This is a genomic window from Microbacterium oxydans (assembly GCF_900095745.1).
GTDB classification, from domain to species: Bacteria; Actinomycetota; Actinomycetes; order Actinomycetales; family Microbacteriaceae; genus Microbacterium; species Microbacterium oxydans_B.
Genome location: NZ_FMIR01000019.1, coordinates 479986 through 506297 on the forward strand (window position 1 = coordinate 479986; position 26312 = coordinate 506297).

The window sequence follows — 26312 nt, forward strand, 5'->3', positions numbered from 1 at the left end:
GACACGGGCAGACATGCACACGGTGGTGGAGAGGGCGATCCCCCGCGACGAATGGCTCGCCCGTGAGCGGGCACATCAGGAGCGCGCAGACGCCCTGACGGCCGCGCATCGCGAGCGCGCCTCTCGATCAGAGAAGCACCCCGTGTGGGACTTCCTCCACACGTATTACTCCTACAAGCCTGCGCAGCTTCGGCGCTGGCATCCGGGAGCGGACGTCGAGCTTCAGGATGCGCCGGAGCGCCTCTCCTGGCGCTGGTATTCGCCGGGCGAGACCGAGGGCAGCGCCATGCCCGACCCCCGATCCTTCGCGCAGGAGAAGAGGGACCTCGCCGCGCTCGTCGAGCGGATGCTGCGCCGCACGGCGTCACGCCCCGGCCAGTTCGGTTGCTTCGGGCTGCACGAGTGGGCGATGGTCTACCAGGCGGACGAGCACCGCCACGCGGTGCCGCTGCGTCTGGGACGGGCGGGCACGGATGCGGTCGTCGAGAGTCACGACCTGCGCTGCACGCACTTCGACGCATTCCGGTTCTTCACCCCGGAGGCTGTTCCGCGCAATCGCACGTCGCTGAGCCGCGAGGACCAGCCGCTGTTCGAGCAACCGGGGTGTCTGCACGCGGGGATGGATCTCTACAAGTGGGCGACGAAGCTCGGACCGCTCATCCCGGGCGAACTCCTGCTCGACTCGTACGAGCTGGCGCGTGACATCCGGCTGCTCGACATGGAGGCCGCGCCGTACGATCTCTCCGCGTGGGATGTGACCCCCGTCCGCATCGAGACGCCGGAGGGCAAGGCGGAGTATGTGCGTCGGCAGCGCGTCTTCGCCGAACGCGGGGCCGCTCTGCGCGCTGCCCTGTTGGACGCGTGGCTCGGCGACGGCGCACGAGAAGCAGCCTGAGCGTCACTCCGCCGGTTCGCACTCGGCACAGAGCGTCCAACGCGCCGACGCCGCGGACAATTGAGTACGCAACGTGAGCACTCGCGTCGCCGCTTCTTCGAGCCGTTCCTTCGGCAGCGTGCCGGCCTCGACCGCCGCGGCGATGCCGGCCGCCATCTTGCCCGCGGTCTGCGCATCGGAGCCCGCGATCATCAGCACCAGGTCGTTGCCGGCCGCGATCGCGGCGACACCGTTCGCGACCGGATCCGCGTAGGCGGGATTCCCCGACGACAGCAGCATCCCGAGGTCGTCGGTCACCGCCACCCCGTCAAAGCCGAGTTCCTCCCTGGCGATCTCATGCCACTGGGCAGAGAGGGAAGCCGGCGCGGCATCGACAGCCGTGTAGGCGAGGTGCCCGTACATGAGGAGAGATGCTCCGGCATCGATCCCCGCCGCGAACGGAACAGCCTCAGTGTTGCGCCATTCGTCGAGTCCCATGCTCGTGCTCGGGATCGCGGAATGCGAGTCGCCGGGGGCGGCGCCGTGTCCGGGGAAATGTTTGAGCGTCGAAGCGACGAACTGTTCCTGTGCGGTGGTGGCCGCCGCCACCCGATCCGCGGCGCTCGCGGGGTCGGTGCCGAGCGCGCGACCGTAGATGAAGGTTCCCGAGTCGGCCGTGAAATCGGCCACCGTGCCGAAGTTCACCGTGATCCCCGCACGGGCCACCAGCGACCCTCGAGCCGTGAACGCCGTGGAGGTCTCGTCGACCGGGAGCCCCTTCAGCGTGGTGGAGGCCGCGTACTCATCGCCGTGCAGACGCGAGACGATCCCGCCCTCCTGGTCGACCGCGATCAGCGGAGGCAACGCGGGATCGATGGTCATGGCGGCGGTGAGGGCCTGCAGTTCGGCCTCCGAGTCGGGGATGTTCGCCCCCATCAGGATGAACCCACCGAGACCGGAGCTCATGTATGCCCGGAGCGCGGCGGGATCCGTTCCCGACACGTGCCCCATGACCACAGCGGAGGCCTGCTCGGCCACCGACATCTCCTTGACGAGAGCGGTAGCATGCGCGGCCGGGCCGGCCGGCTCCGCGACCGGGGAGACGGCGGCGGGAGTGCGGGAGGCCGCCGTCGACGGGATGGTCGCAGCGACAGCTGCCGGTGAGACGCACAGTGCCGCCGTCGCGACGACCGCCAGTGCTCCTGCGGCCCAGCGACGGTATCGGGACATGGCGGGTCCTGTGCGGTGTGGACGCGTCAGCAGCCGAGCGCCTCGGTGATCGGCACGGCGGTGGCCGCGTCGCCGTTGCCGAAACGGATCGTGCGGCCGATGGTGCACGGCCCGTGGAGCGCTGCGGCGATGACCGCGGCGACGTCTGCCCGTGCCACGGCTCCGCTGCCCGCAGGATCGATCTGGATCCGCGCGGTCGGCTCGTCGAACGTGAGTGTGCCGGGAGCGAGGATCGTGCCCTCCAACCCGCTGCCGCGCAGATGCTCGTCGGCCGCCCACTTGGCATCCGCGTACGGGAAGAAGGAGTCGCCCTCCGGGACACCATGATCGGCCGTGGAACCGAGCCACGACACCATCACGTAGCGACGGACGCCCGCGCGCTCGGCCGCGTCCATCGAACGCTGCGCCGCATCGCGATCGACCGCGTAGGTGCGCTCCGGGGATCCGCCGCCGGCACCGGCCGACCACACGACCGCGTCGTGCCCCCGGATGATCTCGGCGAGCTCGTCCACGTCGAGATTCTCGATATCCGCGACGAGGGCCTCGGCCCCCGCCGCTTCGACATCGGAGGCATGCTCCGGGTTGCGGATCACTCCGGTGACTTCATCGCCGCGAGCGACGAGCAGCGGCGCGAGCAGAAGGGCGATGCGGCCATGGCCGCCGAAGACGATGATGCGCGACATACCTTCACCCTACGCGCCCCCTCCGACCTCAGCGCGGGGTCTGGTCGCTGTCGATCACGAACGCCTGCGGATGGCTCGGCAGGTAGCGGACGACCACCGGCTCGCCGCTCGTCAGGTAGACGTCGCGGTCCGGGTACACGGCGGGCGTGAAGAAGTTGCTCTCCAGCGTGTACTCGACGCCCTCGGCGGTCGTGAACGTCACCCAGTCCCCCTCCAGGGTCCCGGTGGTCGGGCGGCCGTTGTCGTAGATGTATGCGCGGGTCACGGGCACTCCGGTGAGGCTGAGGATCCCGATCACGAGCGATCCCAGCATGAGGAGCGCCAGCACGCGGGCACCGATACGGACGACGCCGGCCCAGACCCGAGCTCGCGGACGTTCCGTGGGGTGCAGGAGACCTTCCCGCTCCCGGATGCTCCGCAGCGAATCGCCCGGCACCGCACCCCGCGCCGACAGCGCGAACAGCCCGAGGATCGAGAACCCCGCGATGAAGACCATGGCGTAGCCGTGCGCGGCCGGGAAGTTCACGAGCCACACGAGCGTGTCCACCGGATTCATCGTGCCGTCTCCTTCTCGAGGGTTACCGCGACGGTTTGCGTGTCCTCCCGGCGGTAGAACGCCCATACGGGAGCTCCCACCTGGAGATGCGGGATCGCCTGGGGGTAGACGAACACGGTCGTGTCGGCCTCCCAGGTCGCCGCCCCTTCGGGTGCCATCAGTACGCGCAGCGCGAGTTCGCTCTGCCCCTCGCGCCGTCGGCCCGTCGGCCGCACCTCGAGCACCGACGCCGGCACCTGCGTCCCGCTGGTGCGCGCTCGCACCTGCCGGGGGTCGATCAATCCACGGTCGATGCGCCACTGCAGCATCGCGTCTCGAACGGCGGGGTCGCTCAGGTCCGCGAGCTCGACCGTGTCCTGGTCGGTCACGCTGTAGCGCACCGGGACCGGAAGCCCCACCTGGAGCGTCGCGAGATCCGTCGGCTGCACGAGCGTCCGGAGCTGCCCGATGAAGTCATCGGCCGCGCTCGGGGTCACGCGGATGAAGAGGTCGTACTGCGGCACATCGTTGACCGTCATCCCGGTGCGGGTGACCTCGACGATCGTGCCGACCCCGATCTGCGCCTCACCACGCGGGGTCCTGCGACGCGCCAGGCCCGACAGCATCCCGCCGAACGTCAGCAGCAGGCCCCACGCGACGCCGATGATGATCGGGCCGCCGAGGGTGTCCTCACCGGCGAAGGGGAGGATGGAGTGACGCTGATCCACGCCGAACAGCCCTTCGCCGACCCAGATGACGAGCCAGGCGGAGAGCAGCAGCCAGACAGCGAGGAACACGATGCGGAGCATGATGTTCAGCGTAGCCAGGCATCGTTCTCCTCCCGAGCACGGATCTGCGCGCCGTGCCCCTCGTTCAGCGACACCGGGTCCTCTACACTCGGGGCAACGATGCCGACCCGAACGGCATCCCTCCCGACAGCAGGACGACGATGCCCACACCGCTGATCGAGCGCGAGATCACCGCGCCCGTCTCGCTCACGACTCCCGACGGAGCCCTGAACCGCGATGCGCTCGGCTGGTCTCGAATGCCTCTGCACGACACCTCCGGCATCCCCGGCCGAGGCCATTGGGGGCGCAACAAGCGCTGGGAGTACTGGAACGTGATGACGCCGTCGCACATCATCGCGTTCACCGTGTCGTGCGTCGACTACCTGGCGCTGCACGAGGTCTGGGTGCTCGACCGTGCGACCGGGGAGGACATCGGCTCGACGGTGATCTCCCCCCGTGCGCGCACCGCGACGCTGCCGGCATCGCTCGGAGACGGCCCCGCGCACGCCCGCACCCGCCGGATCACGCTGGACGTCGACGAGGTGTTCGACGGCACGCGCCTGCGGGGCACCGCTCCCCGGGTGACGTTCGACCTGCTCGCCGCCAGGCCGCCCGAGCACGAGTCGCTCGGCGTGGTCGTGCCCTGGCGTCGTGGAGACGACATCCGCAGGTTCCAGTACACGGTGAAGGATGTGGCGCGGCCGACGACCGGTTCCGTCGCGATCGACGGCACCGCCCACGACGTGCCGGTGGGCAGCTGGGCGGTGCTCGATCACGGACGCGGGCGTTGGCCGTACCGCGTCCAGTGGAACTGGGCGGCGGGCAGCGGCACCGTCGACGGCCGAACGATCGGGTTGCAGCTCGGCGCGAAGTGGACCGATGGCTCCGGGGCGACCGAGAACGCGCTGCTCGTCGACGGACGTCTGTCGAAGATCAGCGAGGAACTCGTGTGGGACTACGACCCCGAACAGTTCATGCACCCCTGGCGGGTGCACGGTACGACGGCCGACCTCACGTTCACCCCCTTCTACGACAAGAGGTCGCGCACGAACGCGCTGGTCATCGCCAGCCGGACGGATCAGCTGTTCGGCGTCTGGTCGGGTTGGGTGCGCGACGACACGGGTACGCAGGTGCGCGTCGACGGCATCGAGGGCTTCGCCGAAGAGGTGCTCAACCGCTGGTGACGTTCGCTTCCGCGGACCGCAGCGCGCGCTGCACACCTTTCGCCGCGGAGCGTCCGGCACGGTTCGCGCCGATCGTGCTCGCCGATGGGCCGTAGCCGACCAGTTGCACCCGCGGATCCGCGACCGCGGTGGTTCCGCGCCCGTTGCGGTCGAGCTGGATGCCGCCGGCGGCGGTGCGCAGATGCAGGGGCGCCAGGTGACTGATGGCCGGACGGAACCCCGTGGCCCAGAGGATGACGTCGACGCGCTCGAAGCTGCCGTCGGCCCAGCGCACGCCGTCGGGCTCGATGCGCTCGAACATCGGCCGCCGTGCGGCATAGGCGCCCAGACGCTCGGCTTCGCGCTCCTGCGGGCGCAGCATGAGTCCGGTGACGCTGACCACGCTCTCGGGAGGGAGGCCCGCGGCGACGCGCTGCTCGACCAGAGCGACCGCGGCGGCGCCGGCTTCGGGGGTGAAGTCGTCGTTCCGCCACACGGGTTCCCGACGGGTGACCCAGAGCGTGTCGGTGATCGGGGCGAGGGCGCCGAGGAACTGCACCGCGGACGCCCCACCGCCCACCACGAGAACCCGCTTGCCGAGGAAGTGCTCGGGGCCGGGATAGTCGACCGTGTGCAGCTGCTCACCGACGAAGGTCTCCATGCCGGGGTAGTGCGGGAGGAACGGATGCGACCACGTCCCCGTCGCGTTCACCAGCGTGCGGGTCGTCCACTCCCCCTCCCGCGCTCGCACGACGAGGAGTCCGTCCTCGTCGTCGACCCGTTCGACGTGCACCGGCCGGAGCACGGGGAGAGCATGCGCGCGCTCGTATGCCGCGAAGTAGTCGGGGACCGCGACGTTGGCGCGGGCTCCGTCACGCGGCGGAGGCGTGTCGCCGGGCAGCTCGGCGACGCCGTGCACGTCGCGCATCGTGAGGGCATCCCAGCGATGCTGCCAAGCGCCTCCAGGTCGCTCATCCGCGTCGAGGACCACATGCGAGATGCCCAGCCGCGACAGGTGGAAGGATGCCGAGAGACCGGCCTGCCCTGCGCCGATCACCAGACTGTCGAGGATGCTCACGAAGAACAGAACGCCCCGCTCCCCGCGGTTGTTCCAGCCGGATGACGACACTCCCGGGCGGCCGCCGCCGATTGGTGCTCGCGCGGATTCGTGTAGTACTCTTTTCAAGTTGCTCCGGCTTCTAGGGAGCGGCATCTGGGCCTGTGGCGCAGCTGGTAGCGCACCTGCATGGCATGCAGGGGGTCGGGGGTTCGAGTCCCCCCAGGTCCACAACGAAACCCGCGAGAGATCGCGGGTTTTCTTGTTTTTCCGCGCTCCTTTCGAGGCTGAGGTGATCACCCGGAGCCGCGCGGAACGCCGCCGCCATAGGCTGACGACATGAGTAGAACCGACCGCGCCAGCCTCCTCCTCCACGTCGGCCGCGACGAAGCGTTCGACGCCTTGACCAGTCGCGAGGCGCTGCTCTCCTGGCTGCCTCCCCACGGGATGCACGGGCGATTCGAGCGCTTCGACATGCGCGAAGGCGGCTCCTATCGACTTGTTCTCACGTACGAGGACCCCACCGACGCGCCGGGCAAGACCTCGGCCGACTCAGACGCCTCCGAGGTCCGCGTGACGCGGATCGTGCCGGGCGAGCTCATCGTGCAGGAGGTCGACTTCGACTCCGCTGACCCGGCGTTCCACGGCACGATGCGGATGGAGTGGCGCGTCCGCAGCGTCGAGGAGGGGACGGAGGTCGAGCTGACCGCACGCGACGTGCCCCAGGGCGTCCGTGCCCGCGACCACGCACAGGGGCTGACGTCGTCGCTGGCGAATCTCGCAGCCTATCTCGAGCCCTGAATCCCGGCGCCGTGGGTAGCGTGCGACTTCGCAGGCGTCAACCCGGTTCAGTCCGCACGCTCCGGGTTCTAGCGTGAACGCACCTCGACGAAAGGATGCGATCATGTCGAACCCCATCATTCCTCCGGTGCCTCCCGTCCCTCACGATGACGACGCGGCCGGTGTGCCCACCAGGGACGTCGACGGTGAGCGCGTGCTCGATCCGGATGTCGACGACGCTCTCGTCGACAGCGCCGAGGCCGATCGCGTCGCCGCAGGAGCGGACGAGGAAGACCCTCTGATCTGAACAGGTCAGCGGACAACTCAGAAGCGCACCCCCTCGAGCATCGAGGGGGTGCGCTTCTGTACGGCGTGGTGGAGACGGTCAGGTCGCCATCAGCGGCGGCCGGTGCGGAATGCTGATCGGACGGGTAGCACGGCTGGAACCGCGCATCCGTTCGACGTCCTCGAGCACTTCGAACGCGGTTCCGTAGCGGGTTGCGAGCGGCAGGTCGCGGAGCCAGGTCACCTCGACCTCGGTCTCGGCGAGTTCGTAGACGCACGCGACCACATGCCGCGGATCGTTCGGCGGGTACCGAAGGTCGTTGATCACCCATTCCGACGCGGTGATGCGATTCAACATGAAGCGCGGATCGGGAAGTTCAGACATGTGGGGGCCCTCCAGGACTCTCTCAAGGAGAGCCTGTGCCATCACCGCCCCGAAGAGAAGCCCCTTGACATCGCCAGCGGAGGATGCCGGATCGGCTCAGCGGCCGGGGCGCACCGTCAGATCGGTGATCTCCGCGTCACGCGGAAGGTCGAGCGCCGTGAGAATGGTCGTCACGACCGCCTCCGGTGTGGCGTAGCGTTCTGCGTCGTACGCCTGCCCCTCCTGCTGGTGCACACGCTCCTGCATCGGCGTCGCCGTGCGGCCGGGGTAGATCGAGGTCACACGGACTCCGTGCGAGGCCTCCTCGGCGCGCAGAGCATCGGCCAGAGCTTTGAGGCCGTGCTTGGACGCGGCATACGCGGACCATCCGGCGTTGGCGCGCAGGCCGGCGCCGGAGTTCACGAACACCACCTGCCCCTGCGACACGCGCAGCACCGGAAGGAGGAGCCGGGTGAGCTCGGCGGGAGCGACGAGATTGACGGCGAGCTGCTGCTCCCACAGCGCGGCCGGCAGATCAGCCACGTCGCCGAGGTCGACGACACCGGCGACATGCACCAGCGAGTCGATGCGGTCGGGCAGCTGCTGCTTCGACAGCGCCCACGACAGGCGCCCGGGCTGCGCGAGGTCGCCGACGATGACGGACGCCCCGGGAAGGTCGTCCGCGATCTGCTTGGCACGCCCCGCATCCCGAGCCATCGCCACCACGGCATCGCCACGGTCCAGCAACCGCCGGGCGAGAACGGACCCGATGCCGGAGCCCGCACCGGTGATCAGGTGCGTGGTCATGTCAGCTGGCGTCGGCCGCTGGCTCGGCCACGTCGATCGGAACGACCGGGCAGTCCTTCCAGAGGCGCTCGAGTCCGTAGTAGACGCGCTCCTCCTGGTGGAAGACGTGCACGATCAGGTCGCCGAAGTCGAGCAGCACCCAGCGGGCCTCCGCCCGCCCCTCGCGACGCACGCGCTTGTGACCGGACTCGATCAGCCGGTCCTCGATCTCGTCCGCGATCGCGGCGACGTTGCGCTCACTGTTTCCCGTGACGAGCAGGAAGATGTCGACGAGCGGGAGCGGCTCGGAGACGTTGAGCGCGACGAGATCCTCACCACCCTTGTCGATGGCGGCTTGTGCTGCGAGGCGCAGCATCTCTTCGGCGGTTTCAGGTGATTGCATCAGATCATTTTCGTAGTGAAGGCGATGACGAGAACGACGCCGATCGCGAGGGCGAGTCCGCCGGCGATGATGGCGAGGGTCACCATCAGTCGGTTCCCCTTCTCGGGGGCCGGAGGCCGGATGACTTCTCCGGCGGGCTTGATGGTGCTGACGGCCGCACTCGCGGCGATCGGCGTGGGCGAGGATGCCGGCGGCAGCTCGCCATCGATGAGAACGGCGTCGATGTCCTTGCCATCGGTGGTGCCGAGTGCGTGCCCCTGCGAGCCCATGCCCTGCGGCAGCTCGTAGGAGCCGGTGACGAGGATCTCTCCGGTCGACGCGACCGGGCCGGACAGTGAGCCCTCCCCCGGCGACGGGGTGAAGATCAGCGCGTTGGGAGCGGAGTGCTGCGATCCCGTGGAGTCTCCCACGCCGATCAGTTCGTCGAAGGACGGCCGGAAGGGTGTGTGGACTTCGGGGGCGTCAGCGAGAAGGCCTTCTCCGAAGGAGGAGTTGACCGTGGGACGCTCCGTGTCGTCTTCGTCGTCTTCGTCGGCATCGTCCACGTCGGCGAGGACATCGCCGTCGACGGCCTCATCGCTGCCCTCGACGGGAAGGCCGAGCGCCGCCTCGACATCGTCTTCGTCGACGGCTGCGTCTGCGGGGGTGTCGACAGCCTCGAGCGGGACGTCGCCGACCGTGTCGGCCGCGACGGATGCACTGACGGGCGCGATGGCGACCTCGTCATCCACATCGTCGTCATCGTCATCACCGGCGTCGACGGTAGGAGCGAAGTCCGGGACCCCGGAGACGATCTCGGCAGGCTTTTCTGCAGCGGCCACCGCGGGAGCTTCCTCCTGCTGCGGTGCCTCTTCTTCGAGCGGCTCTGCGGGTGCTGCCTCGGACTCCTCGGCGGGTGATGCCGCCTCTGCCTCGTCGGCACCGATCACGGAGACGGAACCGGTGCGGGCCTTCTCCTGCTCGCGAACCTGGCGGCGGGTCAGCGGGGCATCACCGTTCGCTTCGTCGGCGACGGGGACCGGCAGCGGTGCCGGTTCGATCTGGACGGGTTCTGCAGCACGGGGCAACGGGGGCGCGGGAGGCGCGGCCTCGGCCGCCGCGGCGGCCTCCTCGCTGGAAATCACCGGGTTCGATCCCGTCAACCGGATCTCCCGCAGCTGCTTGCGCGTCAGCGGACCGTGCCCTTGCTGATCCGATGTACTCATGCCTTGCTCCGATACAGATGATGCTTCGCGATGTACTGAACGACCCCATCAGGGACCAGGTACCAGACCGGCTGATCGTCGCGAACGCGTTCACGGCAGTTTGTCGACGAGATCGACAGCGCCGGCACTTCCAGTTGGCTGACGTTGTCGCTCGGGAGGCCGTCTGTGCTCAGGACATGTCCAGGGCGTGAGACCGCGACGAAGTGGGCCAACTCCCACAACTCATCATGGTCCCTCCAACTGAGAATTTGCGCCACGGCGTCGGCTCCCGTGATGAAGAAGAGCTCGGCGTCGGGTCGATCGCGCTTCAGATCGCGCAGCGTGTCGATCGTGTAGGTGGGGCCTTCGCGGGCGATGTCGACGCGGCTCACCGTGAACTGCGGGTTCGAGGCGGTCGCGATCACCGTCATGAGATAGCGATGCTCACTCGGCGAGACGCCGGACTTCTGCCACGGATGCCCAGTGGGTACGAAGACGACCTCGTCGAGGCCGAAGGAGTTCGCGACCTCGCTGGCTGCGACCAGGTGGCCATGGTGGATGGGGTCGAACGTGCCGCCCATCACGCCAATGCGCGGGGGGCGCGTGGTCGCAGCGTCGTTCATGCGGGCCTAGTGGCCGTGTCCCGCCTCGTGGCTGTCCTTGCCGTGCTGCGCGGCCCACGCCTCGGCCTTCGCCGAATGACGGTTGGCGACGTTCTTGTACGAGAACGTCACGAGGCCGAGTGCGCCGAACACGATCGCGGCGATGACCCCGAAGATCAGCGTCTCGAGCGCGACGTTGCCGTGGTGCTCGGTTTCGGCAGCGGCCATCGCGATCTGTGCGACGAGGTTCATCCTGGCTCCGTTTCGTGGCGTGCTGTTCGGGATCCTGTGGGGGTTACAGCGTCCCCCAGTCTAGCCCTCAGCCGCGCGTCTGCCCCGACCCACGCGCGAGCCATTTCGTGCTGGTCAGCTCGGAGAGCCCCATCGGTCCCCGCGCATGCAGTTTCTGGGTCGAGATGCCGACCTCCGCCCCGAACCCGAACTCGCCTCCGTCGGTGAATCGTGTGGACGCGTTCACCATGACCACGGCCGAGTCGACCTCCGCAAGGAACCGCTCGGCATTGCGGGAATCCGTCGTGATGATCGACTCGGTGTGCCCCGTGCTGTACCGGCGGATGTGCGCTAGTGCCTCGTCGAGCGAGTCGACGACCTTCATCGCGATGTCGAGGCTCAGGTATTCGGTCTCCCAGTCCTCCTCGGTGGCGGGGATCACGTTGGACATGAGCCCCACGACCATGTCGTCGCCGTGGATCGCGACGCCCTCGCTCTGGAGAGCGCTGGCCACCAGCGGCACGAGCCGCGGCGCAGCCTGACGGTGGACGAGGACCGTCTCGACCGCGTTGCACACGCTCGGACGCTGCACCTTGGCATTCACGACGATGTCACGCGCCCAGTCGTCGGGAGCGGTCTCGTCGAGGAAGATGTGGACGTTACCGGCTCCGGTCTCGATGACGGGCACGGTCGACTCCGTCACGACGGTCTCGATGAGGCCTGCGCTCCCCCGCGGGATCAGGACGTCGATGAAGCCGCGACCGTGCATGAGAGCCTTCGCGCCGTCGCGTCCGAAATCGTCGACGGTCTGGATCGCCTCCGCCGTGAGGCCGGCGCTCTCGACCGCCGCACGCATGATCTCCACGAGCACGGCGTTGGAATCGTGAGCGGCGCTGCCACCGCGCAGCACCACCGCATTGCCCGATCGCAGCGCGAGCGCGGCGATGTCGACGGTCACGTTGGGTCGGGCTTCGTAGATCGCGCCGACCACACCGAACGGAACCCGCACCTGCTCGAGCGCCACGCCGTTGGGCATCCGGTGCCCGCCGACCACGCGCCCGACGGGGTCGGGGAGAGCGGCGACCTCGCGCACGGCGGTGGCCAGAGCCGCGACGCGCTTCTCGTCGAGGCGCAGCCGATCGATCAGGGAATCACCGATGCCGTCGCGCTGCCCGCGCGAGATGTCACGACCGTTCGCCTCGATGATGCGCGGCGTGTCCGCCAGGAGCGCGAGCGCGATGGCTTCGAGCACGCGGGCCTTGTCAGCGCTGGTCAGGGCTGCGGTGGCGCGGGAGGCCTCTTTGGCGCGCTCCAGGCGCGCCTGCGGGGTCTGGTCGGTCATCCGTCCAGTTTATGAGCTGGCGGGTTCGAACCAGGTCCCTATTTCGGCGCCGGAGAGCGCCTTGTCCACCAGATCAGCGCTGGTGACGAGCACGCCGATGCCGGACGCGGCAGCCAGACGTGCGGCCGAGACCTTGGTGGCTGCTCCCCCGGTGCCGACGCTGTTGACCACGGTCGCACCGAATTCGAGCCCGGTGAGATCGGCATCGGGCGCGACGATGTCGATCGGCTCCGCACCCGGGTCCGTCGGCGGCTTCGTGTACAGCGACTCGATGTCGCTCAGGAGGATGAGCGCGTCGGCCTCGATCAGCTGCGCGACCAGGGCCCCGAGACGGTCGTTGTCGCCGAACCGGATCTCCTGGGTCGCGACGGTGTCGTTCTCATTGACGATCGGCAGGGTCCGCAGGCCGAGAAGTCGCTCCATCGCGCGCCGGGCGTTCGAGCGCGAGGTGGGATGCTCCAGGTCGCCGGTGGTGAGGAGGACTTGACCGGCGACGATGTCGAACGGGCGAAGCGATTCCTGATACCGGTACATGAGGATGTTCTGCCCCACGGCCGCGGCCGCCTGCTGGGTGGCGAGGTCGTTCGGCCGCGAGTCCAGACGCAGGAAAGGGATCCCGGAGGCGATCGCGCCGGAGGACACCAGCACGACCTCTGCGCCACGGGCGTGCGCCGCGGCGAGGGCCTCGACGATGACGGGGATGCGCCACGACGACTCACCGCTGATCGAGGACGACCCGACCTTGACGACGATGCGTGACGCGGTCGCCAGATCGGCGCGGGTGCGTGCGGTCACTCGCCGTCCTCGCGGTACGCGGCCAGGCGCTGGGTCTCCACCTCTGCACGAGCCTCGGCCTTGGCATCCATGCGCTCGTAGTACTGCTCGCGGCGCTCTGATGTCGTCCGACGCGCGTTCGGCGCGAGACGGGGGTCGGTACCACGCGGAGCGCTCATGAGCTCTGCTGCCGAGGTCATCGTGGGCTCCCAGTCGAAGACGATGCTGTCGCCCTCGCCGATCACGACGGTCGATCCCTGCACCGCACCGAGGCGGAAGAGCTCATCCTCGACGCCGAGCTTCTCGAGACGATCGGCGAGGTAGCCCACGGCCTCCTCGTTCTGGAAGTCGGTCTGCTGGACCCAGCGCACCGGCTTCTCTCCCATGATGCGGTAGACGTTGCCGTAGGTGCCGCCCTCGACCCGTATGGTGAACCCCTTCTTGGGGCCACGCGGGCGGATGACGACGCGCTCCGGCGGGGTCTCGAGCGCGGCTTCGGCGCGGGCCTTCTCGACGAGCTCGCCCAGCGCGAACGTGAGCGGGCGCAGGCCCTCGTGCGAGACCGTGGAGATCTCGAACACGCGGAATCCACGCGCTTCGAGGTCGGGGCGCACCAGTTCGGCGAGATCGCGCGCCTCGGGCACGTCGACCTTGTTCAGCGCGATGAACTGCGGGCGCTCGAGCAGCGGAGTCTGGCCCTCGGGCACCTCGTAGGCGCCGAGTTCGGCGAGGATGACATCGAGGTCGGAGATCGGGTCGCGCCCGGGCTCGAGGGTGGCGCAGTCGAGGACGTGCAGCAGAGCCGAGCAGCGCTCGACATGGCGGAGGAACTCGAGTCCGAGGCCACGCCCCTCGCTCGCGCCCTCGATGAGGCCGGGAACGTCGGCGACCGTGTAACGGAAATCGCCCACCTGCACGACACCCAGGTTGGGGTGCAGGGTGGTGAACGGGTAGTCCGCGATCTTGGGTCGTGCTGCCGAGATCGCGCCGATCAGGCTCGACTTGCCCGCGGACGGGTAGCCCACGAGCGCGATGTCGGCGACGGTCTTCAGCTCGAGGACGACATCGCCCTCATACCCGGGCGTACCCAGCAGTGCGAAACCGGGAGCCTTGCGCTTCGGAGTGGCCAGAGCCGCGTTGCCCAGCCCACCCATCCCGCCCTTGGCGACGACGAACCGCTCACCCGGGATGATCATGTCGATCAGGACCTCGCCCGCGGTGTTCTTCACCACGGTGCCCACCGGAACCAGCAGTTCGAGCGTCTCGCCGAGGAAACCGGAGCGGTGGTCGCCCATTCCGGGACCGCCGTTGCCCGAGGAACGGTGCGGCGAGTGGTGGTACGAGAGCAGCGTGCCGGTCTGCGGGTCGGCGACGAGCACGATGTCGCCGCCGTCGCCGCCGTTGCCCCCGTCGGGGCCGCCGAGCGGCTTGAACTTCTCGCGGTGCACGGAGACGCAACCGCCGCCGCCCTTACCCGCACGCAGGTGCAGTGTGACGGTGTCGACGAACGTGACCATGTGCGGGTTCCCCTGGGTTCCTGTTTATGACTGTGTGCAGATACACGGACGGGGCGAGCCGAAGCCCGCCCCGAACCGGATGACTAGTGTCGTGCTGAGATCACTCAGCTGCAGCGACGATGTTGACGACCTTGCGGCCGCCCTTCGCTCCGAACTGGACCGCACCGGCGGCCAGAGCGAACAGCGTGTCGTCGCCACCACGGCCGACGTTGACGCCGGGGTGGAAGTGCGTGCCGCGCTGGCGGACGATGATCTCGCCGGCGAGGACCTGCTGACCACCGAAACGCTTCACGCCGAGGCGCTGAGCGTTGGAGTCACGACCGTTACGGGTTGAGCTTGCGCCCTTTTTATGTGCCATGTCCTAGTCCCCTCGGGCTTACTTGATGCCGGTGATCTTGACGCGCGTGAGCTCCTGACGGTGGCCCTGGCGCTTCTTGTAACCGGTCTTGTTCTTGTACTTCTGGATGATGATCTTCGGGCCGCGGAGGTTGCCGATGACCTCAGCCGTGACCTTGACCTTCGCCAGCGAGTCAGCGTCGGTGGTCACCGTGGCGCCGTCGACGAGCAGCACTGCAGCCAGCTCGATCTTCTCGCCCTGGGCAGCCTTGACACGGTCGAGCTGAACGATCGTGCCGACCTCGACCTTCTCCTGCCGCCCACCGGCGCGCACTACTGCGTAAACCACTTCATACCTGTTTCGTTGGGGAGCTCGCGGCTCCGAGATCTCACGGGAAGACTGTTGCTTGCATGCGCCGCAGAACGGCGGGCGCGAACGCAAGACTCTCCGCTTCGACCGACGAGGACGACGCGGCATACGCACCAAGGGACTACTTTACCGGATGCGGGTCGGTGTCGCAAAGCGGGCCGCTCCCGCGCCTCCGTGTGTCGCTCCGCGGCCGCCCACGTCCGGAGCGGCCGTAGGCTGACGAGGTGACCGTTCTCGTCGACGACCCCCTCTGGCCCGCCCACGGACGCCTGTGGGCGCACCTGGTCAGCGACGAGAGCCTCGATGAGCTGCACGCCTTCGCGAAGGCGAACGATGTGCCGGCGCGCGCCTTCGACCTCGACCATTACGACGTGCCGGAGGAGATGATCCCCCGGCTCGTCATCGCCGGTGCCCGCCCTGTGAAGGGCAAGGAGCTGGTGCGCCGGCTGATCGCCTCAGGACTCCGAGTCCGCGGCCGTGACCGGCGCTGACGGCTCGGAGTTCACCGACACCGGAGTGCCGGTGAGTGCGGCCGTGCTCACCCGACGGCGACCCCGACCCTGACCAGGAGCCTTCGGCTCCGGAAGGGCGTCGAGAACCGAGTCGAGCAGCTGCTCTGCCGGTGACTTCGGTGCCGAACGATCGCCACCGCGCTTCTTGCGGGCTTTCTTGGGCCGCTCGGCCGCCGTCGGCGCCTCGGCCGCTGCCGGGGCGGTCTCCGCCTCTGTAGCGCCTTCCGCAGCCGGAACGATCGTGGAAGCGGCGATCTGAGCCAGCGCCGACTTGGCACCCTCGGTGATGCTGTGGGTCACAGTCGGGACCGCCGGCGCACTCTGATTCTGACCGTTGCCGCCGTTGTTGCCGTTGCCGCCGCGCTGACGACGACCGCTCTGGCCGTTGCCGTTGCTGCTGCCGCCGTTGTTGCTGGAGCGGTGCTTCACGACCGGATCGTGATGCACGATGACGCCGCGGCCGGCGCAGACCTCGCACGCCTCGCTGAAGGTCTCGAGGAGCCCGAGTCCGAGCTTCTTGCGGGTCATCTGCACGAGACCGAGAGAGGTGACCTCGGCGACCTGGTGCTTCGTCCGGTCACGGCTCAGGCACTCGATCAGACGGCGGAGCACGAGGTCACGGTTGGACTCGAGCACCATGTCGATGAAGTCGACCACGATGATGCCGCCGATGTCGCGCAGTCGCAGCTGGCGGACGATCTCCTCGGCAGCCTCGAGGTTGTTCTTGGTGACCGTCTCTTCGAGGTTTCCGCCGGACCCGACGAACTTGCCGGTGTTGACGTCGACGACGGTCATGGCCTCGGTGCGGTCGATCACGAGCGAACCACCCGACGGAAGCCAGACCTTACGGTCGAGGGCCTTCTCGATCTGCTCCGTGATACGGAACGCGTCGAACGGGTCGGTCTCCTCTTCGTAGGCCTCGACACGCTCGAGCAGGTCGGGCGCGACGCTCTCCAGGTAGGCGCGGATGGTCTGCTGCGCGTCCTCGCCCTGGATCAGCATCTTGGTGAAGTCCTCGTTGAAGACGTCACGGACGATCTTCACGAGCAGGTCGGGCTCCGCGTGCAGGAGGGCCGGAGCCTGCTGGTTCTCGACCTGCTTCTGGACGTGCTCCCACTGCGCGGTGAGGCGCTGCACATCGCGCGTGAGCTGGTCCTCGGTCGCGCCCTCGGCGGCGGTGCGCACGATCACACCGGACGACTCGGGGAGGACCTCCTTGAGGATCCGCTTGAGTCGCGCACGCTCGTTGTCGGGAAGCTTGCGGCTGATGCCGTTCATCGAGCCGCCGGGTACGTAGACCAGGTAGCGGCCGGGAAGGGAGATCTGGCTGGTGAGGCGCGCACCCTTGTGCCCGACCGGGTCCTTCGTGACCTGCACGAGCACGCGATCGCCGGGCTTGAGCGCGAGCTCGATGCGTCGCGGCTGGTTGCCGGTCTCCACGCCGTCCCAGTCGACCTCACCGGAGTACAGCACGGCGTTGCGGCCGCGACCGATGTCGACGAACGCGGCCTCCATGCTCGGCAGCACGTTCTGGACGCGGCCGAGGTACACGTTGCCGATCAGCGATGCGTCCTGGTTGCGGGCGACGTAGTGCTCGACGAGGACACCGTCTTCGAGGACGCCGATCTGCGTGCGGCCGTTCTTGGAGCGCACGACCATCTTGCGGTCGACCGACTCGCGACGCGCGAGGAACTCCGCCTCGGTGACGACGGGACGACGCCGACCGGCGTCACGTCCGTCGCGGCGGCGCTGCTTCTTCGCCTCGAGCCGCGTGGAGCCCTTGATGGCCTTCGGCTCGGTGATGTACTCGACGACACGCTGACGCTGACGCGGCTCTTCGCGCTGGTCGTCTCCGTCGGATCCGCCACGGCGGCGGCCGCGACCGCGGCCACGACCCGAGGAGTCGTCCTGCGGCTGCTCGCGCTCGGCGATGCGGTCGAAGATGCGCTCTCCGCGGTCGGGGCGTGCCGGCAGCGGGATGACCTCGGGGGCGTAGAAGTGCAGTTGCGTGGAGACCTGCGACACGAAGACCTCGGGCAGCAGCCCGAGCGACACGGCGGTCACCGCAGCCGGAGCCTCGGGAGCAGCCGGAGCCTTCTCCTCGACAGGTTCCTCGACGGGCGTCTCGGTGGCAGCGTCAGCCTGTCCTGCAGACTCCTCGGCGGAGGTCTCGGCACCGGACGCTTCTTCGGCAGCCTCGTCCCTCACAGCGCTCTCTTCGACGATCGCCTCGGACATCGCCTCGACGTCGGCATCCGAGGGAGCCACGGCATCGCCGCTCTCCGCCGTAGCGTCTGCCTCGGCCTCGGCTTCGGCCTCGGATCCGGATGCGTTCGCAGCCTCGGCAGCGATCACCGCGGCAGCCTCGTCGTCTGCAGCGGCATCCGCGACGGCGCCCGCCGCAGCGTCATCCGCAGCGGCGGCGGCGTCTTCCGCAGCCGCGTAGCCGGCAGCGACATCGTCGGCAGCGGCATCGGCGGCAGCTTCCGCTGCATCCGATGCGGCGTCGCCCTCGCTCGTCGACCCGTGGGGGTCGTCGGCCTCGGGAGCCGTGGGCTCCGTCAGCGGTCCCGCGGCGTCAGCCGGGAAGTCGAGGGTAGGTACGTTGTTGTCATTGTTCTCATCGGCCATCTCTGGCTTACTCCCTGCACGGGGCACTGGTGCTCCGTGAAATCTCATGCGGTACCCGCAGGTTCCGCGAACTCACTCGGTGTGCGACCGGCTCATGGCTCTGATCGCGTGGGGCATGGGGCCCCGAAGTCTGCGTCGGCACGTGTCGCGGCAAGGCCGTTCATCGTGTCACAGGCCATTATCGCACCAAGTGGGTCCGTTCACGGCATCCCATCGAGACCAGCGCGTTTTTGTCCGGCCTGTTCTCGCCACATCCATAGCCATCGCAGGGATAATCCTCAGTATGAGCGAGCAGCGCACCCGCCCCGTCGTCTACGCCGTCTGGCTGATCTTCGCGAGCGTGGTGGGCTGGTTCGCCGCCTTCCAGCTCCTCACCGAGAAGCTCGCCAAGCTCGAGAATCCCGACGCGGTGTCCAACTGCTACGTGAGCGTGATGATCCAGTGCGACGTCAACCTCAACTCGTGGCAGGGCGAGGTCTTCGGCTTCGCGAACCCGATCATCGGCCTCACACTGTGGATGGCGCCGCTGGTCGTCGGCGTGGCGCTGCTCGCCGGCGCGCGCTTCCCCCGTTGGTTCTGGCTGGCTTTCGGTGCCGGGATCACGTTCGCGTTCGGCTTCGTCGTCTGGCTCATCAGCCAGAGCCTGTACGCGCCGAACCTCGGCGTGTTGTGCCCGTGGTGCATGGCCACGTGGGCGGTCACCATCCCGACCTTCTTCGCGACCATGGTGCATCTCACCCGCAACGGCACGTTCACGAGCAGCGAGCGGGCGCAGGAGCGCGCGAACCGGCTGATGCCCTGGGTGCCGCTTGCGACGATCCTCGCCTACGCGTTGATCATCCTGCTCGTCCAGCTGCGCGGCCTCGACCTTCTCGGCGAGGTCATCGGCATGATCTTCTGATCCCGCTCCACGGAATGAGGAAACCCGCCGCCGATCCTCGGATCGACGGCGGGTTTCCTGTCTCGGAGCTCAGTCGAACCAGATGCCGAGCTCACGTGCGGCCGACTCGGGGCTGTCCGAGCCGTGCACCAGGTTCTGCTGCACCTTGAGTCCCCAGTCGCGACCGAAGTCGCCACGGATGGTGCCGGGGGCGGCCGTGGTCGGGTCGGTCGTGCCGGCGAGCGAGCGGAAGCCCTCGATCACGCGGTTGCCCGCGAGACGGATGGCGACCGACGGACCCGAGAGCATGAACTCGAGCAGCGGCTCGTAGAACGGCTTTCCCTCGTGCTCGGCGTAGTGCTCGGCGAGCAGATCGCGGTCGGGCTCCACGAGGCGGATGTCGACGAGGGCGTATCCCTTCGCCTCGATGCGGGCGAGGATCGTGCCGGTGAGGCCGCGGGCGACGCCATCGGGCTTGACGAGGACGAGGGTTTCTTCGGTGGCCATGTCATTCACTCTCTGTCTGAGTCTCGGTCGTGGGCTCGGCGGGGCGTCGTGCGTCCAGTCGGGCCCCTCCGATGGTCGCATACGCCCACATGCCGCCAAAAATCAGGACGACGAGCAGGATGGCCGGAACGAAGAACGCCGACAGCGCGACGATGGCCTGGACGACCCACCCGGCCGTGAGGGCCCAGGGCTTCGTGATCATCCCGGCGATGGCGATGCAGGCGATCGCGAGCACTGCACCGCCGACGATCCCCCACCACTGCTCGATGCCGGCGGGAAGCTGCCGCAGGCCGAAGATCGTGAGTCCGACGAGGAACACCACGATCGCCTCGAACCCGAGCACGATGGGCGCGAGCTTCTGCACCAGTGTCCTCGGCGGGCGAGGTGCGCGTGCGGGAGCGGCATCCGCGGTCACGCGCGCCACCCCGACTTCCAGTCCTCTTCCTCGGCAAGAGCGATCGCCTCACCGGCGAGCACGACCGAGCCGGCGATCACGACGGCGCGGCGATCGGATGCGGCCGCCCACTCGCGCGCCGCGTCGGCAGCGTCAGAGAGGGAGTGATGCACGGTCGCCCGCTGACCCGTCTGCTCGACGAGGTCGGCGATCGCGTCGGCGTCGCTCGCGCGATCCGAGTCCGGCGCCGTGGCGAAGACGTGCGCGACGGCGGGAGCGAGCCGGCCGACGATGCCTGCGGCGTCCTTGTCGTCGAGCACACCGAGCACGAGGCCCCACTCGTCGAAGTCGAAGCTGTCGTCCAGCGCCTGGGCGAGAGCCGTGGCACCGTGCGGATTGTGGGCGGCATCGACGATCACGGTCGGCGCGATTCCGAGCAGCTGCAGCCGCCCCGGAGAGGTCGTGCCCTGGAGCCCATCGGAGATGATGTCGCCCGCGATCGCCTGGGTCGCCCCGCCGATGAGCGACTCGACGGCGGCGACGGCAAGTGCGGCGTTGTGGCCCTGGTGAGCTCCGTACAGCGGCAGGTACTCCTCGGCGTACTCCCCCGCGAGCCCACGGATCGTGAGCAGCTGGCCGCCGACGGCGAGCTTCTGCTCGGTGATGCCGAACTCCTCGCCCTCGAAGGCGATCGTGGCGTTGCGCTCCGCGGCCACGCGGCGCAGCACCTCGGCGGCCTCGGGAGGCTGCTGGGCGGAGACCACCGCCGCACCCTCCTTGATGATGCCCGCCTTGACCTCCGCGATCTCGGCGATCGTGTCGCCGAGCCGGTCCGCATGGTCGATGTCGATCGGCGCGAACACGGCGACGTCACCATCGGCCGTGTTCGTGGAGTCCCACTCCCCGCCCATCCCGACCTCGAGCACCAGCACATCCACCGGCGCATCCGCCACGGCGACGAACGCCAGGACCGTCAGTAGTTCGAAGAAGGTCAGCGGCGCGTCCCCCGCGGCCTCGAACTCGGCATCGACGATGTCGACGAACGGCTCGATCTCGTCCCACGCGTCAGCGATCGCCTCGTCGGCGATCGGCTCGCCGTCGATCATGATGCGCTCCGTGAAACGCTCCAGGTGCGGGCTGGTGAACAGCCCCGTGCGCAGATCGTGGGCACGCAGCAGGCTCTCGATCATGCGTGCCGTCGAGGTCTTGCCGTTCGTGCCCGTGATGTGGACGACGCGATAGGTGCGCTGCGGGTCGTCCAGGAAGGCGAGGATGCGCGCGGTGCGCTCCTTGCGCGGCTGCACCCAGCGCTCCCCCGCACGGCTCAGCAGCGCCTCGTAGACGGCGTCCGCTCGTTCCCTCTCGCTCATGCTCCGGCCTTTCCGCTCGCGACCGCAGTCGCATCGATCGTCACGATCACCGGGGCCTTCGTCGCACCGAGCGCACGCGCTCCCGAGCGGAAGACGCCGTCGCCGGGGCTTGTGACCTCATCGACCAGGGTCTCGAGGTCGTCGGTCGGCTGCACGGCGAAGGCGACCGCGAGCGTCTCCGCAGCGATCAGCTCTGCGTGGGCTTCCAGCGCGGCGGCGTCGTCGGGCGACGCGTTCAGTGCCAGGACGATGCGGTCGCTGACGTCGAGGCCCGCATTCTTCCGGGCCTCCTGGACCACACGGATCGCGTCGCGGGCGAGACCCTCGGCTTCGAGCTGCGGCGTGGTCTGCGTGTCGAGCAGCACGAACCCGCCCGAGGGCACGATCGCCAGCGCCTCGCCGGCCGGACGCCCCGTGGTCTCCAGCGCCAGGTCGTACTCGGCGGGCTCCAGGGCGATTCCGCCCGCGGTGACGACCCCGCCCTCCTCGGACCAGTCCCCCGCCTTGGCGGCCCTGATCACGGTCTGCACGTTCTTGCCGAGGCGCGGACCCGCGGCACGCGCATTCACGCTCAGGCGGTGCGTGATGCCGTATTCGACGGCGGTCGTGTCCTGCAGGGCGACGAGCTCGACCGACTTGACGTTGAGCTCCTCGCGCAGGATGTCCTCGAACTGCCCCAGCGTTCCGGCCAGCGGCGACACGACGGTCAGACGTGCCAGCGGGAGTCGCACGCGCAGCTTCTCCTTCTTGCGCAGAGCGTTGCCGACGCTCGAGAGCTCGCGCACCGCATCCATCGCGTCGCGGATCTCGTCGGCGGCCGGGAACTGCGTGTCATCCGGCCAGTCGGTCAGGTGCACACTGCGCCCGCCGGTGAGGCCCTGCCACACGCGCTCGCTGATCAGCGGCACGAGCGGTGCCGCGACGCGGGTGAGCGTCTCGAGCACCGTGTACAGCGTGTCGAATGCCTCGCGGCTCTTCGGGTCTTCGGTCACACCGACCCAGAAGCGGTCGCGCGAGCGACGGATGTACCAGTTCGTCAGCACCTCGGCGAAGTCGCGCAGGCGCGCCGATGCCGTGGTCGAGTCGAGCCCTTCCAGGTCCGCTCGAACCTCGCGCACGAGGTCACCGAGGCGAGCCAGGATGTAGCGGTCGAGCACGTCGGTGGAATCCGTGCGCCATTCAGCCTCGTAGCCGTCGGGGCCGGACGCGTTCGCGTAGGTGGCGAAGAAGTACCAGGAGTTCCACAGCGGCAGCAGGAACTCGCGGACGCCGGAGCGGATGCCCTCCTCGGTCACCGCGAGGTTGCCGCCGCGGAGCACCGAGCTCGACATCAGGAACCAGCGCATCGCGTCGGAACCGTCGCGGTCGAGCACCTCCGACACGTCCGGGTAGTTGCGCAGCGACTTCGACATCTTGTACCCGTCGCTGCCCAGCACGATGCCGTGGCAGCTCACACCGGTGAACGCCGGGCGGTCGAACAGTGCCGTCGAGAGCACGTGCATGACATAGAACCAGCCGCGGGTCTGACCGATGTACTCGACGATGAAGTCCGCCGGCGCGTGCGAGTCGAACCACTCCTGGTTCTCGAACGGGTAGTGCACCTGGGCGTAGGGCATCGAACCCGAGTCGAACCACACGTCGAAGACGTCTTCGATGCGTCGCATCGTGCTCTTGCCCGTGGGGTCGTCGGGGTTCGGGCGCGTCAGATCGTCGATGTACGGGCGGTGCAGGTCGATCTCGCCCTCGGGGTTGCGCGGCAGCGTGCCGAAGTCGCGCTCCAGATCCTCCAGCGACCCGTAGGCGTCGACGCGCGGGTACTCCGGGTCGTCGCTCTTCCAGATCGGGATCGGCGAACCCCAGTAGCGGTTGCGGCTGATCGACCAGTCGCGCGCGCCCTCGAGCCACTTGCCGAACTGGCCGTGCTTCACGTTCTCGGGAACCCAGGTGATCTGCTCGTTGTTCGCGAGCATGTCGTCCTTGATGTCCGTCACGCGGATGAACCAGCTCGACACCGCCTTGTAGATCAGCGGGTTCCGGCAGCGCCAGCAGTGCGGGTACGAGTGCTCGTAGCTCTGCAGACGGATCAGTCGGCCGTTCTCGCGGATCAGTCGCACAAGCGGCGTGTTCGCGTCCATCCACAGCTGGCCGGCGACGTCGGTGACGTTCGGGAGGAACTTCCCGCCGTCGTCGAGAGACAGGATCGTGGGGATGCCGGCAGCGCCCGCGACCCGCTGGTCGTCTTCACCGTAGGCCGGGGCCTGGTGGACGATGCCGGTGCCGTCGCTGACCGTGACGTAGTCGTCGACCAGGATGCGCCAGGCGTTCTCGGTGCCGTAGGTCTCGGTGTCGGCGTAGTAGTCGAACAGGCGGTCGTAGGTGACGTCCTGCAGCTCGGCGCCGCGGACGGTGGCGTCGACCGCGGCGAGCGCGTCATCCGTGCTCTCGTAGCCGAGGTCCTTGGCGTAGCCGCCGACGAGCTCGCGGGCGAGCAGGTAGCGGTGTGCGGACGACTCGATCGCCGCATCCGTGGTTCCGGCGACCTGATGCACGTCGGCCGCGCCGAGGGGACCGGCGGGCAGCACGACGTACTCGATCTCCGGCCCCACGGCGAGCGCGACGTTGGTCGGCAGCGTCCAGGGCGTGGTCGTCCAGGCGAGGGCGCGCACTCCCGTGAGCCCGAGCGACTCGGCCTTGGCTCCGGTCAACGGGAAGGTCACCGTGACGGAGGGGTCCTGACGCATCTGGTACACGTCGTCGTCCATGCGGAGCTCGTGCGCACTGAGGGGGGTCTCGTCGCGCCAGCAGTACGGCAGGACGCGGTAGCCCTCGTAGGCGAGGCCCTTGTCGTACAGGGTCTTGAACGCCCAGAGCACACTCTCCATGTACCCGAGGTCGAGCGTCTTGTAGCCGCGGTCGAAGTCGACCCACCGCGCCTGACGGGTGACGTAGTCCTGCCACTCATGCGTGTAGGCGAGTACCGAGTTCTTCGCCTTCGCATTGAAGACGTCGATTCCCATCTCCTCGATCTCGGCCTTCTCGGTGATGCCGAGCTGCTTCATCGCCTCGAGCTCGGCCGGGAGACCGTGGGTGTCCCAGCCGAAGACCCGGTCGACCTTGTGGCCGGTCATGGTCTGGAAGCGCGGGAACACGTCCTTGGCGTAACCGGTGAGCAGGTGGCCGTAGTGCGGAAGGCCGTTCGCGAACGGCGGGCCGTCGTAGAACACCCACTCCGGCGAGCCCTCGCGCTGCTCGATCGAGGCGCGGAAGGTGTCGTCGTCCTTCCAGAACGCGAGCACCTCCTCCTCGATCTGCGGGAAGCGGGGGCTGGGCGCGACGGAATCGGCGGCGGGGCCGAAGGAGGAACGGGGGTAGGTCATCGTGTCTCGCAGTGGTCGTCGTGGCGGATGCTCCTGCGAGGACGACCCTCGCGGACCGCGGTACCACCTCGCGTGCCACGCCTTGCGACGCGACCACTCTCACTGCGGCTGTGACGGGCCTGCCCCGCTCGGTTCTACTGAGCACTTCCCGAAGGATGCGCCGTTCTTCCGAGAGCTCCCCGGTGATGCCGGATCGATGCTCGTCCCTCCAGTGTACGCGGGTCCCGTGCGGTGGGCGGTCGCGCCGTTATGCGCTTGCTTCGGCCTTTCGCGCCTACCGCGGCCGAAATCGAAGGAATAGGCCGCGCGGAGCGCAGAAGGCCGCGGCAACAGCTATCCGGAAGAGACCGAGTCAACGGAGAGCCACGCGTTTGCGGGACGATTCGGCCTCGTGCAGCCCCTGCGCCACCGCACGCATGATCAGGTCCTGCACCATGGGCCAGTCGAACATCATCTGCGCGTACGAGACCCGGATGACGTGGTAACCCCTGAGCTTCAGCACCGCGTCGTGTCGGATGTCTTCGCTGCGTTGAGCACCGACATGATGCCCACCGTCGATCTGGATGACGAGGCGGCTGCCGATCAGAGCATCGACGCGATGCCCCGCGATCCAGATCTGAGCGCGCACCGGCACCCGGAGCCAGCGGATCCGCTCGCGGAGATACGTCTCCAACCCTGCATCCGAGAAAGGCACGGCGGTCGCGAGTATTCGACGTGCGGCCGGTCGCCAGGGGAGACCGTGGAGTTCCTCGATCGTCACGAGCGATCTGTTCAACGCGGACTCCCACGTGGCGAGCGCCTGTTCGAACGGTTCGCACTCCGCGATGTGCGCGAGCACGTTCTCGACCGGATCGACCAACGCGTCAGGGTGACGCGGGATGACCGGCGCTCCCCAGTGCACTTTGGCGCGGAGACCGCGTCGACTCGCAGAGTTCGTCCCGACCGCGACGTGCGGGATACCGCTCGGGTCATGCACCCAGAGCCTGAGGCGGTCGGCCTGCGTCCGACAGGTGAGCACCACCCCGTGTCGGGCTGCGCCCAGCAGGAGCGAGTCGGCCGTGGGCGAGGCGAGCCATCCACGGCGAGGGCGGGTGATGGTCCCGGCTCTGAGTGCAGCATCCACTGCCGTCCTACCGAACCCGAGATCAGCGACGCGAGCGGATCGCACGACACCACCGAGGTCGACGATTCGCTCCGTGAGTCCCTCTGCTGTTCGCCGCACCCGTCCAGTGTGAAGTTGATGACGCTCACTCTCCGAGCGCGAAAACGGCATCCGTGTACGACTGTGTGCTCTCGGGGCGGGTGGAGGAAGAGTAGAGCTCGCAGTTCCCCCGGCA

General features: G+C 68.5%; 28 protein-coding genes and 1 tRNA gene. 7 read left to right on the plus strand and 22 right to left on the minus strand.

All coding sequences use genetic code 11. The features are described from left to right. The first annotated feature begins 13 nt into the window (after positions 1-13). On the plus strand, positions 14-895 hold the full coding sequence (locus BQ2383_RS17845) for a 3-methyladenine DNA glycosylase (protein ID WP_091037008.1): 882 nt from the start codon (positions 14-16) through the stop codon (positions 893-895). A 3-nt stretch (positions 896-898) separates the two neighbouring features. Here BQ2383_RS17845 and BQ2383_RS17850 read toward each other — a convergent pair whose 3' ends face one another. From BQ2383_RS17850 to BQ2383_RS17865, 4 genes are read right to left on the minus strand one after another with little or no spacing between them, the layout of a single operon-like run. Further along, positions 899-2104, minus strand: a complete 1206-nt coding sequence (locus BQ2383_RS17850) for a glycoside hydrolase family 3 N-terminal domain-containing protein (RefSeq protein WP_244176043.1) — start codon at positions 2102-2104, stop codon at positions 899-901. Positions 2105-2130: 26 nt separating this feature from the next. After that, positions 2131-2787: an SDR family oxidoreductase gene (locus BQ2383_RS17855; protein ID WP_091037011.1), complete on the minus strand. Its 657-nt coding sequence runs from the start codon at positions 2785-2787 to the stop codon at positions 2131-2133. A gap of 28 nt (positions 2788-2815) precedes the next feature. Then, complete coding sequence (locus tag BQ2383_RS17860; protein WP_091037013.1) at positions 2816-3343, minus strand: hypothetical protein; 528 nt, start codon at positions 3341-3343, stop codon at positions 2816-2818. Then, on the minus strand, positions 3340-4131 hold the full coding sequence (locus BQ2383_RS17865) for a hypothetical protein (RefSeq protein WP_091037016.1): 792 nt from the start codon (positions 4129-4131) through the stop codon (positions 3340-3342). Before BQ2383_RS17865 ends, BQ2383_RS17860 begins: the two co-directional genes overlap by 4 nt. A 140-nt stretch (positions 4132-4271) precedes the next feature. Here BQ2383_RS17865 and BQ2383_RS17870 point away from each other — a divergent pair, with 140 nt between their 5' ends. Continuing rightward, positions 4272-5294, plus strand: coding sequence for a DUF2804 domain-containing protein (locus tag BQ2383_RS17870; protein ID WP_091037667.1), 1023 nt, complete (start codon positions 4272-4274; stop codon positions 5292-5294). Here the strand turns inward: BQ2383_RS17870 and BQ2383_RS17875 are convergent. Further along, entirely contained in the window at positions 5281-6351 is a 1071-nt protein-coding gene (locus BQ2383_RS17875) for an NAD(P)-binding domain-containing protein (protein ID WP_167381659.1), read from the minus strand. The genes BQ2383_RS17870 and BQ2383_RS17875 overlap by 14 nt on opposite strands. 137 nt (positions 6352-6488) lie before the next feature. Here BQ2383_RS17875 and BQ2383_RS17880 point away from each other — a divergent pair. From BQ2383_RS17880 to BQ2383_RS17890, 3 genes are all read left to right on the plus strand, one after another. Continuing rightward, a tRNA-Ala gene (locus BQ2383_RS17880) sits at positions 6489-6561 on the plus strand. Between the two features lie 108 nt (positions 6562-6669). Continuing rightward, the gene (locus BQ2383_RS17885; protein WP_091037021.1) at positions 6670-7131 is read left to right on the plus strand and encodes an SRPBCC domain-containing protein; all 462 of its coding nucleotides are present in this window, start codon (positions 6670-6672) and stop codon (positions 7129-7131) included. Between the two features lie 103 nt (positions 7132-7234). Continuing rightward, positions 7235-7417 carry a hypothetical protein gene (locus BQ2383_RS17890; protein ID WP_091037025.1) on the plus strand — a complete coding sequence of 61 codons (183 nt, stop codon included), beginning with the start codon at positions 7235-7237 and terminating at the stop codon, positions 7415-7417. A 78-nt stretch (positions 7418-7495) separates the two neighbouring features. Here BQ2383_RS17890 and BQ2383_RS17895 read toward each other — a convergent pair whose 3' ends face one another. The 11 genes from BQ2383_RS17895 to rplU all read right to left on the minus strand — a co-directional run bounded on the left by BQ2383_RS17895 (position 7496) and on the right by rplU (position 15283). Then, a complete protein-coding gene (locus BQ2383_RS17895; RefSeq protein WP_091037028.1) occupies positions 7496-7780 on the minus strand; it encodes a hypothetical protein in 285 nt (94 codons plus the stop codon). Positions 7781-7876: 96 nt separating this feature from the next. Then, a complete protein-coding gene (locus BQ2383_RS17900) occupies positions 7877-8566 on the minus strand; it encodes an SDR family oxidoreductase (RefSeq protein ID WP_091037030.1) in 690 nt (229 codons plus the stop codon). A gap of 1 nt (position 8567) precedes the next feature. Continuing rightward, a complete protein-coding gene (rsfS, locus tag BQ2383_RS17905; protein ID WP_091037033.1) occupies positions 8568-8948 on the minus strand; it encodes a ribosome silencing factor in 381 nt (126 codons plus the stop codon). After that, the gene (locus BQ2383_RS17910; RefSeq protein ID WP_091037037.1) at positions 8948-10153 is read right to left on the minus strand and encodes a hypothetical protein; all 1206 of its coding nucleotides are present in this window, start codon (positions 10151-10153) and stop codon (positions 8948-8950) included. The genes rsfS and BQ2383_RS17910 overlap by 1 nt, the downstream gene beginning before the upstream one ends. Further along, positions 10150-10755 carry a nicotinate-nucleotide adenylyltransferase gene (gene nadD / locus BQ2383_RS17915; RefSeq protein WP_091037040.1) on the minus strand — a complete coding sequence of 202 codons (606 nt, stop codon included), beginning with the start codon at positions 10753-10755 and terminating at the stop codon, positions 10150-10152. The genes BQ2383_RS17910 and nadD overlap by 4 nt, the downstream gene beginning before the upstream one ends. 6 nt (positions 10756-10761) lie before the next feature. Further along, positions 10762-10986: a hypothetical protein gene (locus BQ2383_RS17920; RefSeq protein WP_091037043.1), complete on the minus strand. Its 225-nt coding sequence runs from the start codon at positions 10984-10986 to the stop codon at positions 10762-10764. A gap of 67 nt (positions 10987-11053) precedes the next feature. Further along, positions 11054-12307 carry a glutamate-5-semialdehyde dehydrogenase gene (locus tag BQ2383_RS17925; protein WP_091037046.1) on the minus strand — a complete coding sequence of 418 codons (1254 nt, stop codon included), beginning with the start codon at positions 12305-12307 and terminating at the stop codon, positions 11054-11056. Between the two features lie 9 nt (positions 12308-12316). Then, positions 12317-13102, minus strand: coding sequence for a glutamate 5-kinase (proB, locus tag BQ2383_RS17930; protein ID WP_091037048.1), 786 nt, complete (start codon positions 13100-13102; stop codon positions 12317-12319). Beyond that, positions 13099-14598, minus strand: a complete 1500-nt coding sequence (gene obgE, locus BQ2383_RS17935; protein ID WP_091037049.1) for a GTPase ObgE — start codon at positions 14596-14598, stop codon at positions 13099-13101. The genes proB and obgE overlap by 4 nt, the downstream gene beginning before the upstream one ends. A 100-nt stretch (positions 14599-14698) precedes the next feature. Further along, positions 14699-14956: a 50S ribosomal protein L27 gene (gene rpmA / locus BQ2383_RS17940; RefSeq protein ID WP_028501603.1), complete on the minus strand. Its 258-nt coding sequence runs from the start codon at positions 14954-14956 to the stop codon at positions 14699-14701. Positions 14957-14974: 18 nt separating this feature from the next. Further along, the gene (gene rplU, locus BQ2383_RS17945; RefSeq protein ID WP_028501602.1) at positions 14975-15283 is read right to left on the minus strand and encodes a 50S ribosomal protein L21; all 309 of its coding nucleotides are present in this window, start codon (positions 15281-15283) and stop codon (positions 14975-14977) included. Between the two features lie 245 nt (positions 15284-15528). On the opposite strand from rplU, the gene BQ2383_RS17950 reads away from it, so the two are divergent. Then, positions 15529-15795: a DUF4031 domain-containing protein gene (locus BQ2383_RS17950; RefSeq protein WP_091037051.1), complete on the plus strand. Its 267-nt coding sequence runs from the start codon at positions 15529-15531 to the stop codon at positions 15793-15795. Here BQ2383_RS17950 and BQ2383_RS17955 read toward each other — a convergent pair. Continuing rightward, positions 15760-18447, minus strand: coding sequence for an Rne/Rng family ribonuclease (locus BQ2383_RS17955; protein WP_244176044.1), 2688 nt, complete (start codon positions 18445-18447; stop codon positions 15760-15762). The genes BQ2383_RS17950 and BQ2383_RS17955 overlap by 36 nt on opposite strands. Positions 18448-18730: 283 nt before the next feature. Between BQ2383_RS17955 and BQ2383_RS17960 the strand changes: the two genes are divergently transcribed. After that, on the plus strand, positions 18731-19348 hold the full coding sequence (locus BQ2383_RS17960) for a vitamin K epoxide reductase family protein (RefSeq protein WP_029261665.1): 618 nt from the start codon (positions 18731-18733) through the stop codon (positions 19346-19348). Positions 19349-19417: 69 nt separating this feature from the next. Here the strand turns inward: BQ2383_RS17960 and ndk are convergent, their stop codons facing one another. The 5 genes from ndk to BQ2383_RS17985 all read right to left on the minus strand — a co-directional run bounded on the left by ndk (position 19418) and on the right by BQ2383_RS17985 (position 26098). After that, entirely contained in the window at positions 19418-19834 is a 417-nt protein-coding gene (gene ndk, locus BQ2383_RS17965) for a nucleoside-diphosphate kinase (protein WP_029261664.1), read from the minus strand. A 1-nt stretch (position 19835) separates the two neighbouring features. Beyond that, positions 19836-20258 carry a DUF4233 domain-containing protein gene (locus BQ2383_RS17970; protein ID WP_091037053.1) on the minus strand — a complete coding sequence of 141 codons (423 nt, stop codon included), beginning with the start codon at positions 20256-20258 and terminating at the stop codon, positions 19836-19838. After that, a complete protein-coding gene (locus tag BQ2383_RS17975; protein WP_091037056.1) occupies positions 20246-21598 on the minus strand; it encodes a bifunctional folylpolyglutamate synthase/dihydrofolate synthase in 1353 nt (450 codons plus the stop codon). The genes BQ2383_RS17970 and BQ2383_RS17975 overlap by 13 nt, the downstream gene beginning before the upstream one ends. Then, positions 21595-24975, minus strand: a complete 3381-nt coding sequence (gene ileS, locus BQ2383_RS17980) for an isoleucine--tRNA ligase (protein ID WP_091037059.1) — start codon at positions 24973-24975, stop codon at positions 21595-21597. Before ileS ends, BQ2383_RS17975 begins: the two co-directional genes overlap by 4 nt. A gap of 352 nt (positions 24976-25327) precedes the next feature. Beyond that, positions 25328-26098 (minus strand): endonuclease domain-containing protein, encoded by a 771-nt coding sequence (locus BQ2383_RS17985; protein WP_244176045.1) that lies wholly within the window; start codon positions 26096-26098, stop codon positions 25328-25330. Positions 26099-26312 lie beyond the last annotated feature (214 nt).

Excerpts from the sequence above, each read along its gene's own strand:
- rpmA (WP_028501603.1), bottom strand. The coding sequence starts at position 14,956 with ATGGCACATAAAAAGGGCGCAAGCTCAACCCGTAACGGTCGTGACTCC.
- BQ2383_RS17865 (WP_091037016.1), bottom strand. The coding sequence starts at position 4,131 with ATGCTCCGCATCGTGTTCCTCGCTGTCTGGCTGCTGCTCTCCGCCTGG.
- BQ2383_RS17920 (WP_091037043.1), bottom strand. The coding sequence starts at position 10,986 with ATGAACCTCGTCGCACAGATCGCGATGGCCGCTGCCGAAACCGAGCAC.
- BQ2383_RS17890 (WP_091037025.1), top strand. The coding sequence starts at position 7,235 with ATGTCGAACCCCATCATTCCTCCGGTGCCTCCCGTCCCTCACGATGAC.
- rsfS (WP_091037033.1), bottom strand. The coding sequence starts at position 8,948 with ATGCAATCACCTGAAACCGCCGAAGAGATGCTGCGCCTCGCAGCACAA.
- obgE (WP_091037049.1), bottom strand. The coding sequence starts at position 14,598 with ATGGTCACGTTCGTCGACACCGTCACACTGCACCTGCGTGCGGGTAAG.
- BQ2383_RS17860 (WP_091037013.1), bottom strand. The coding sequence starts at position 3,343 with ATGAATCCGGTGGACACGCTCGTGTGGCTCGTGAACTTCCCGGCCGCG.
- BQ2383_RS17910 (WP_091037037.1), bottom strand. The coding sequence starts at position 10,153 with ATGAGTACATCGGATCAGCAAGGGCACGGTCCGCTGACGCGCAAGCAG.
- BQ2383_RS17925 (WP_091037046.1), bottom strand. The coding sequence starts at position 12,307 with ATGACCGACCAGACCCCGCAGGCGCGCCTGGAGCGCGCCAAAGAGGCC.
- BQ2383_RS17960 (WP_029261665.1), top strand. The coding sequence starts at position 18,731 with ATGAGCGAGCAGCGCACCCGCCCCGTCGTCTACGCCGTCTGGCTGATC.
- nadD (WP_091037040.1), bottom strand. The coding sequence starts at position 10,755 with ATGAACGACGCTGCGACCACGCGCCCCCCGCGCATTGGCGTGATGGGC.
- BQ2383_RS17850 (WP_244176043.1), bottom strand. The coding sequence starts at position 2,104 with ATGTCCCGATACCGTCGCTGGGCCGCAGGAGCACTGGCGGTCGTCGCG.
- BQ2383_RS17885 (WP_091037021.1), top strand. The coding sequence starts at position 6,670 with ATGAGTAGAACCGACCGCGCCAGCCTCCTCCTCCACGTCGGCCGCGAC.
- ileS (WP_091037059.1), bottom strand. The coding sequence starts at position 24,975 with ATGACCTACCCCCGTTCCTCCTTCGGCCCCGCCGCCGATTCCGTCGCG.
- BQ2383_RS17845 (WP_091037008.1), top strand. The coding sequence starts at position 14 with ATGCACACGGTGGTGGAGAGGGCGATCCCCCGCGACGAATGGCTCGCC.
- BQ2383_RS17900 (WP_091037030.1), bottom strand. The coding sequence starts at position 8,566 with ATGACCACGCACCTGATCACCGGTGCGGGCTCCGGCATCGGGTCCGTT.
- ndk (WP_029261664.1), bottom strand. The coding sequence starts at position 19,834 with ATGGCCACCGAAGAAACCCTCGTCCTCGTCAAGCCCGATGGCGTCGCC.
- BQ2383_RS17895 (WP_091037028.1), bottom strand. The coding sequence starts at position 7,780 with ATGTCTGAACTTCCCGATCCGCGCTTCATGTTGAATCGCATCACCGCG.
- BQ2383_RS17855 (WP_091037011.1), bottom strand. The coding sequence starts at position 2,787 with ATGTCGCGCATCATCGTCTTCGGCGGCCATGGCCGCATCGCCCTTCTG.
- BQ2383_RS17870 (WP_091037667.1), top strand. The coding sequence starts at position 4,272 with ATGCCCACACCGCTGATCGAGCGCGAGATCACCGCGCCCGTCTCGCTC.
- BQ2383_RS17975 (WP_091037056.1), bottom strand. The coding sequence starts at position 21,598 with ATGAGCGAGAGGGAACGAGCGGACGCCGTCTACGAGGCGCTGCTGAGC.
- BQ2383_RS17955 (WP_244176044.1), bottom strand. The coding sequence starts at position 18,447 with ATGGCCGATGAGAACAATGACAACAACGTACCTACCCTCGACTTCCCG.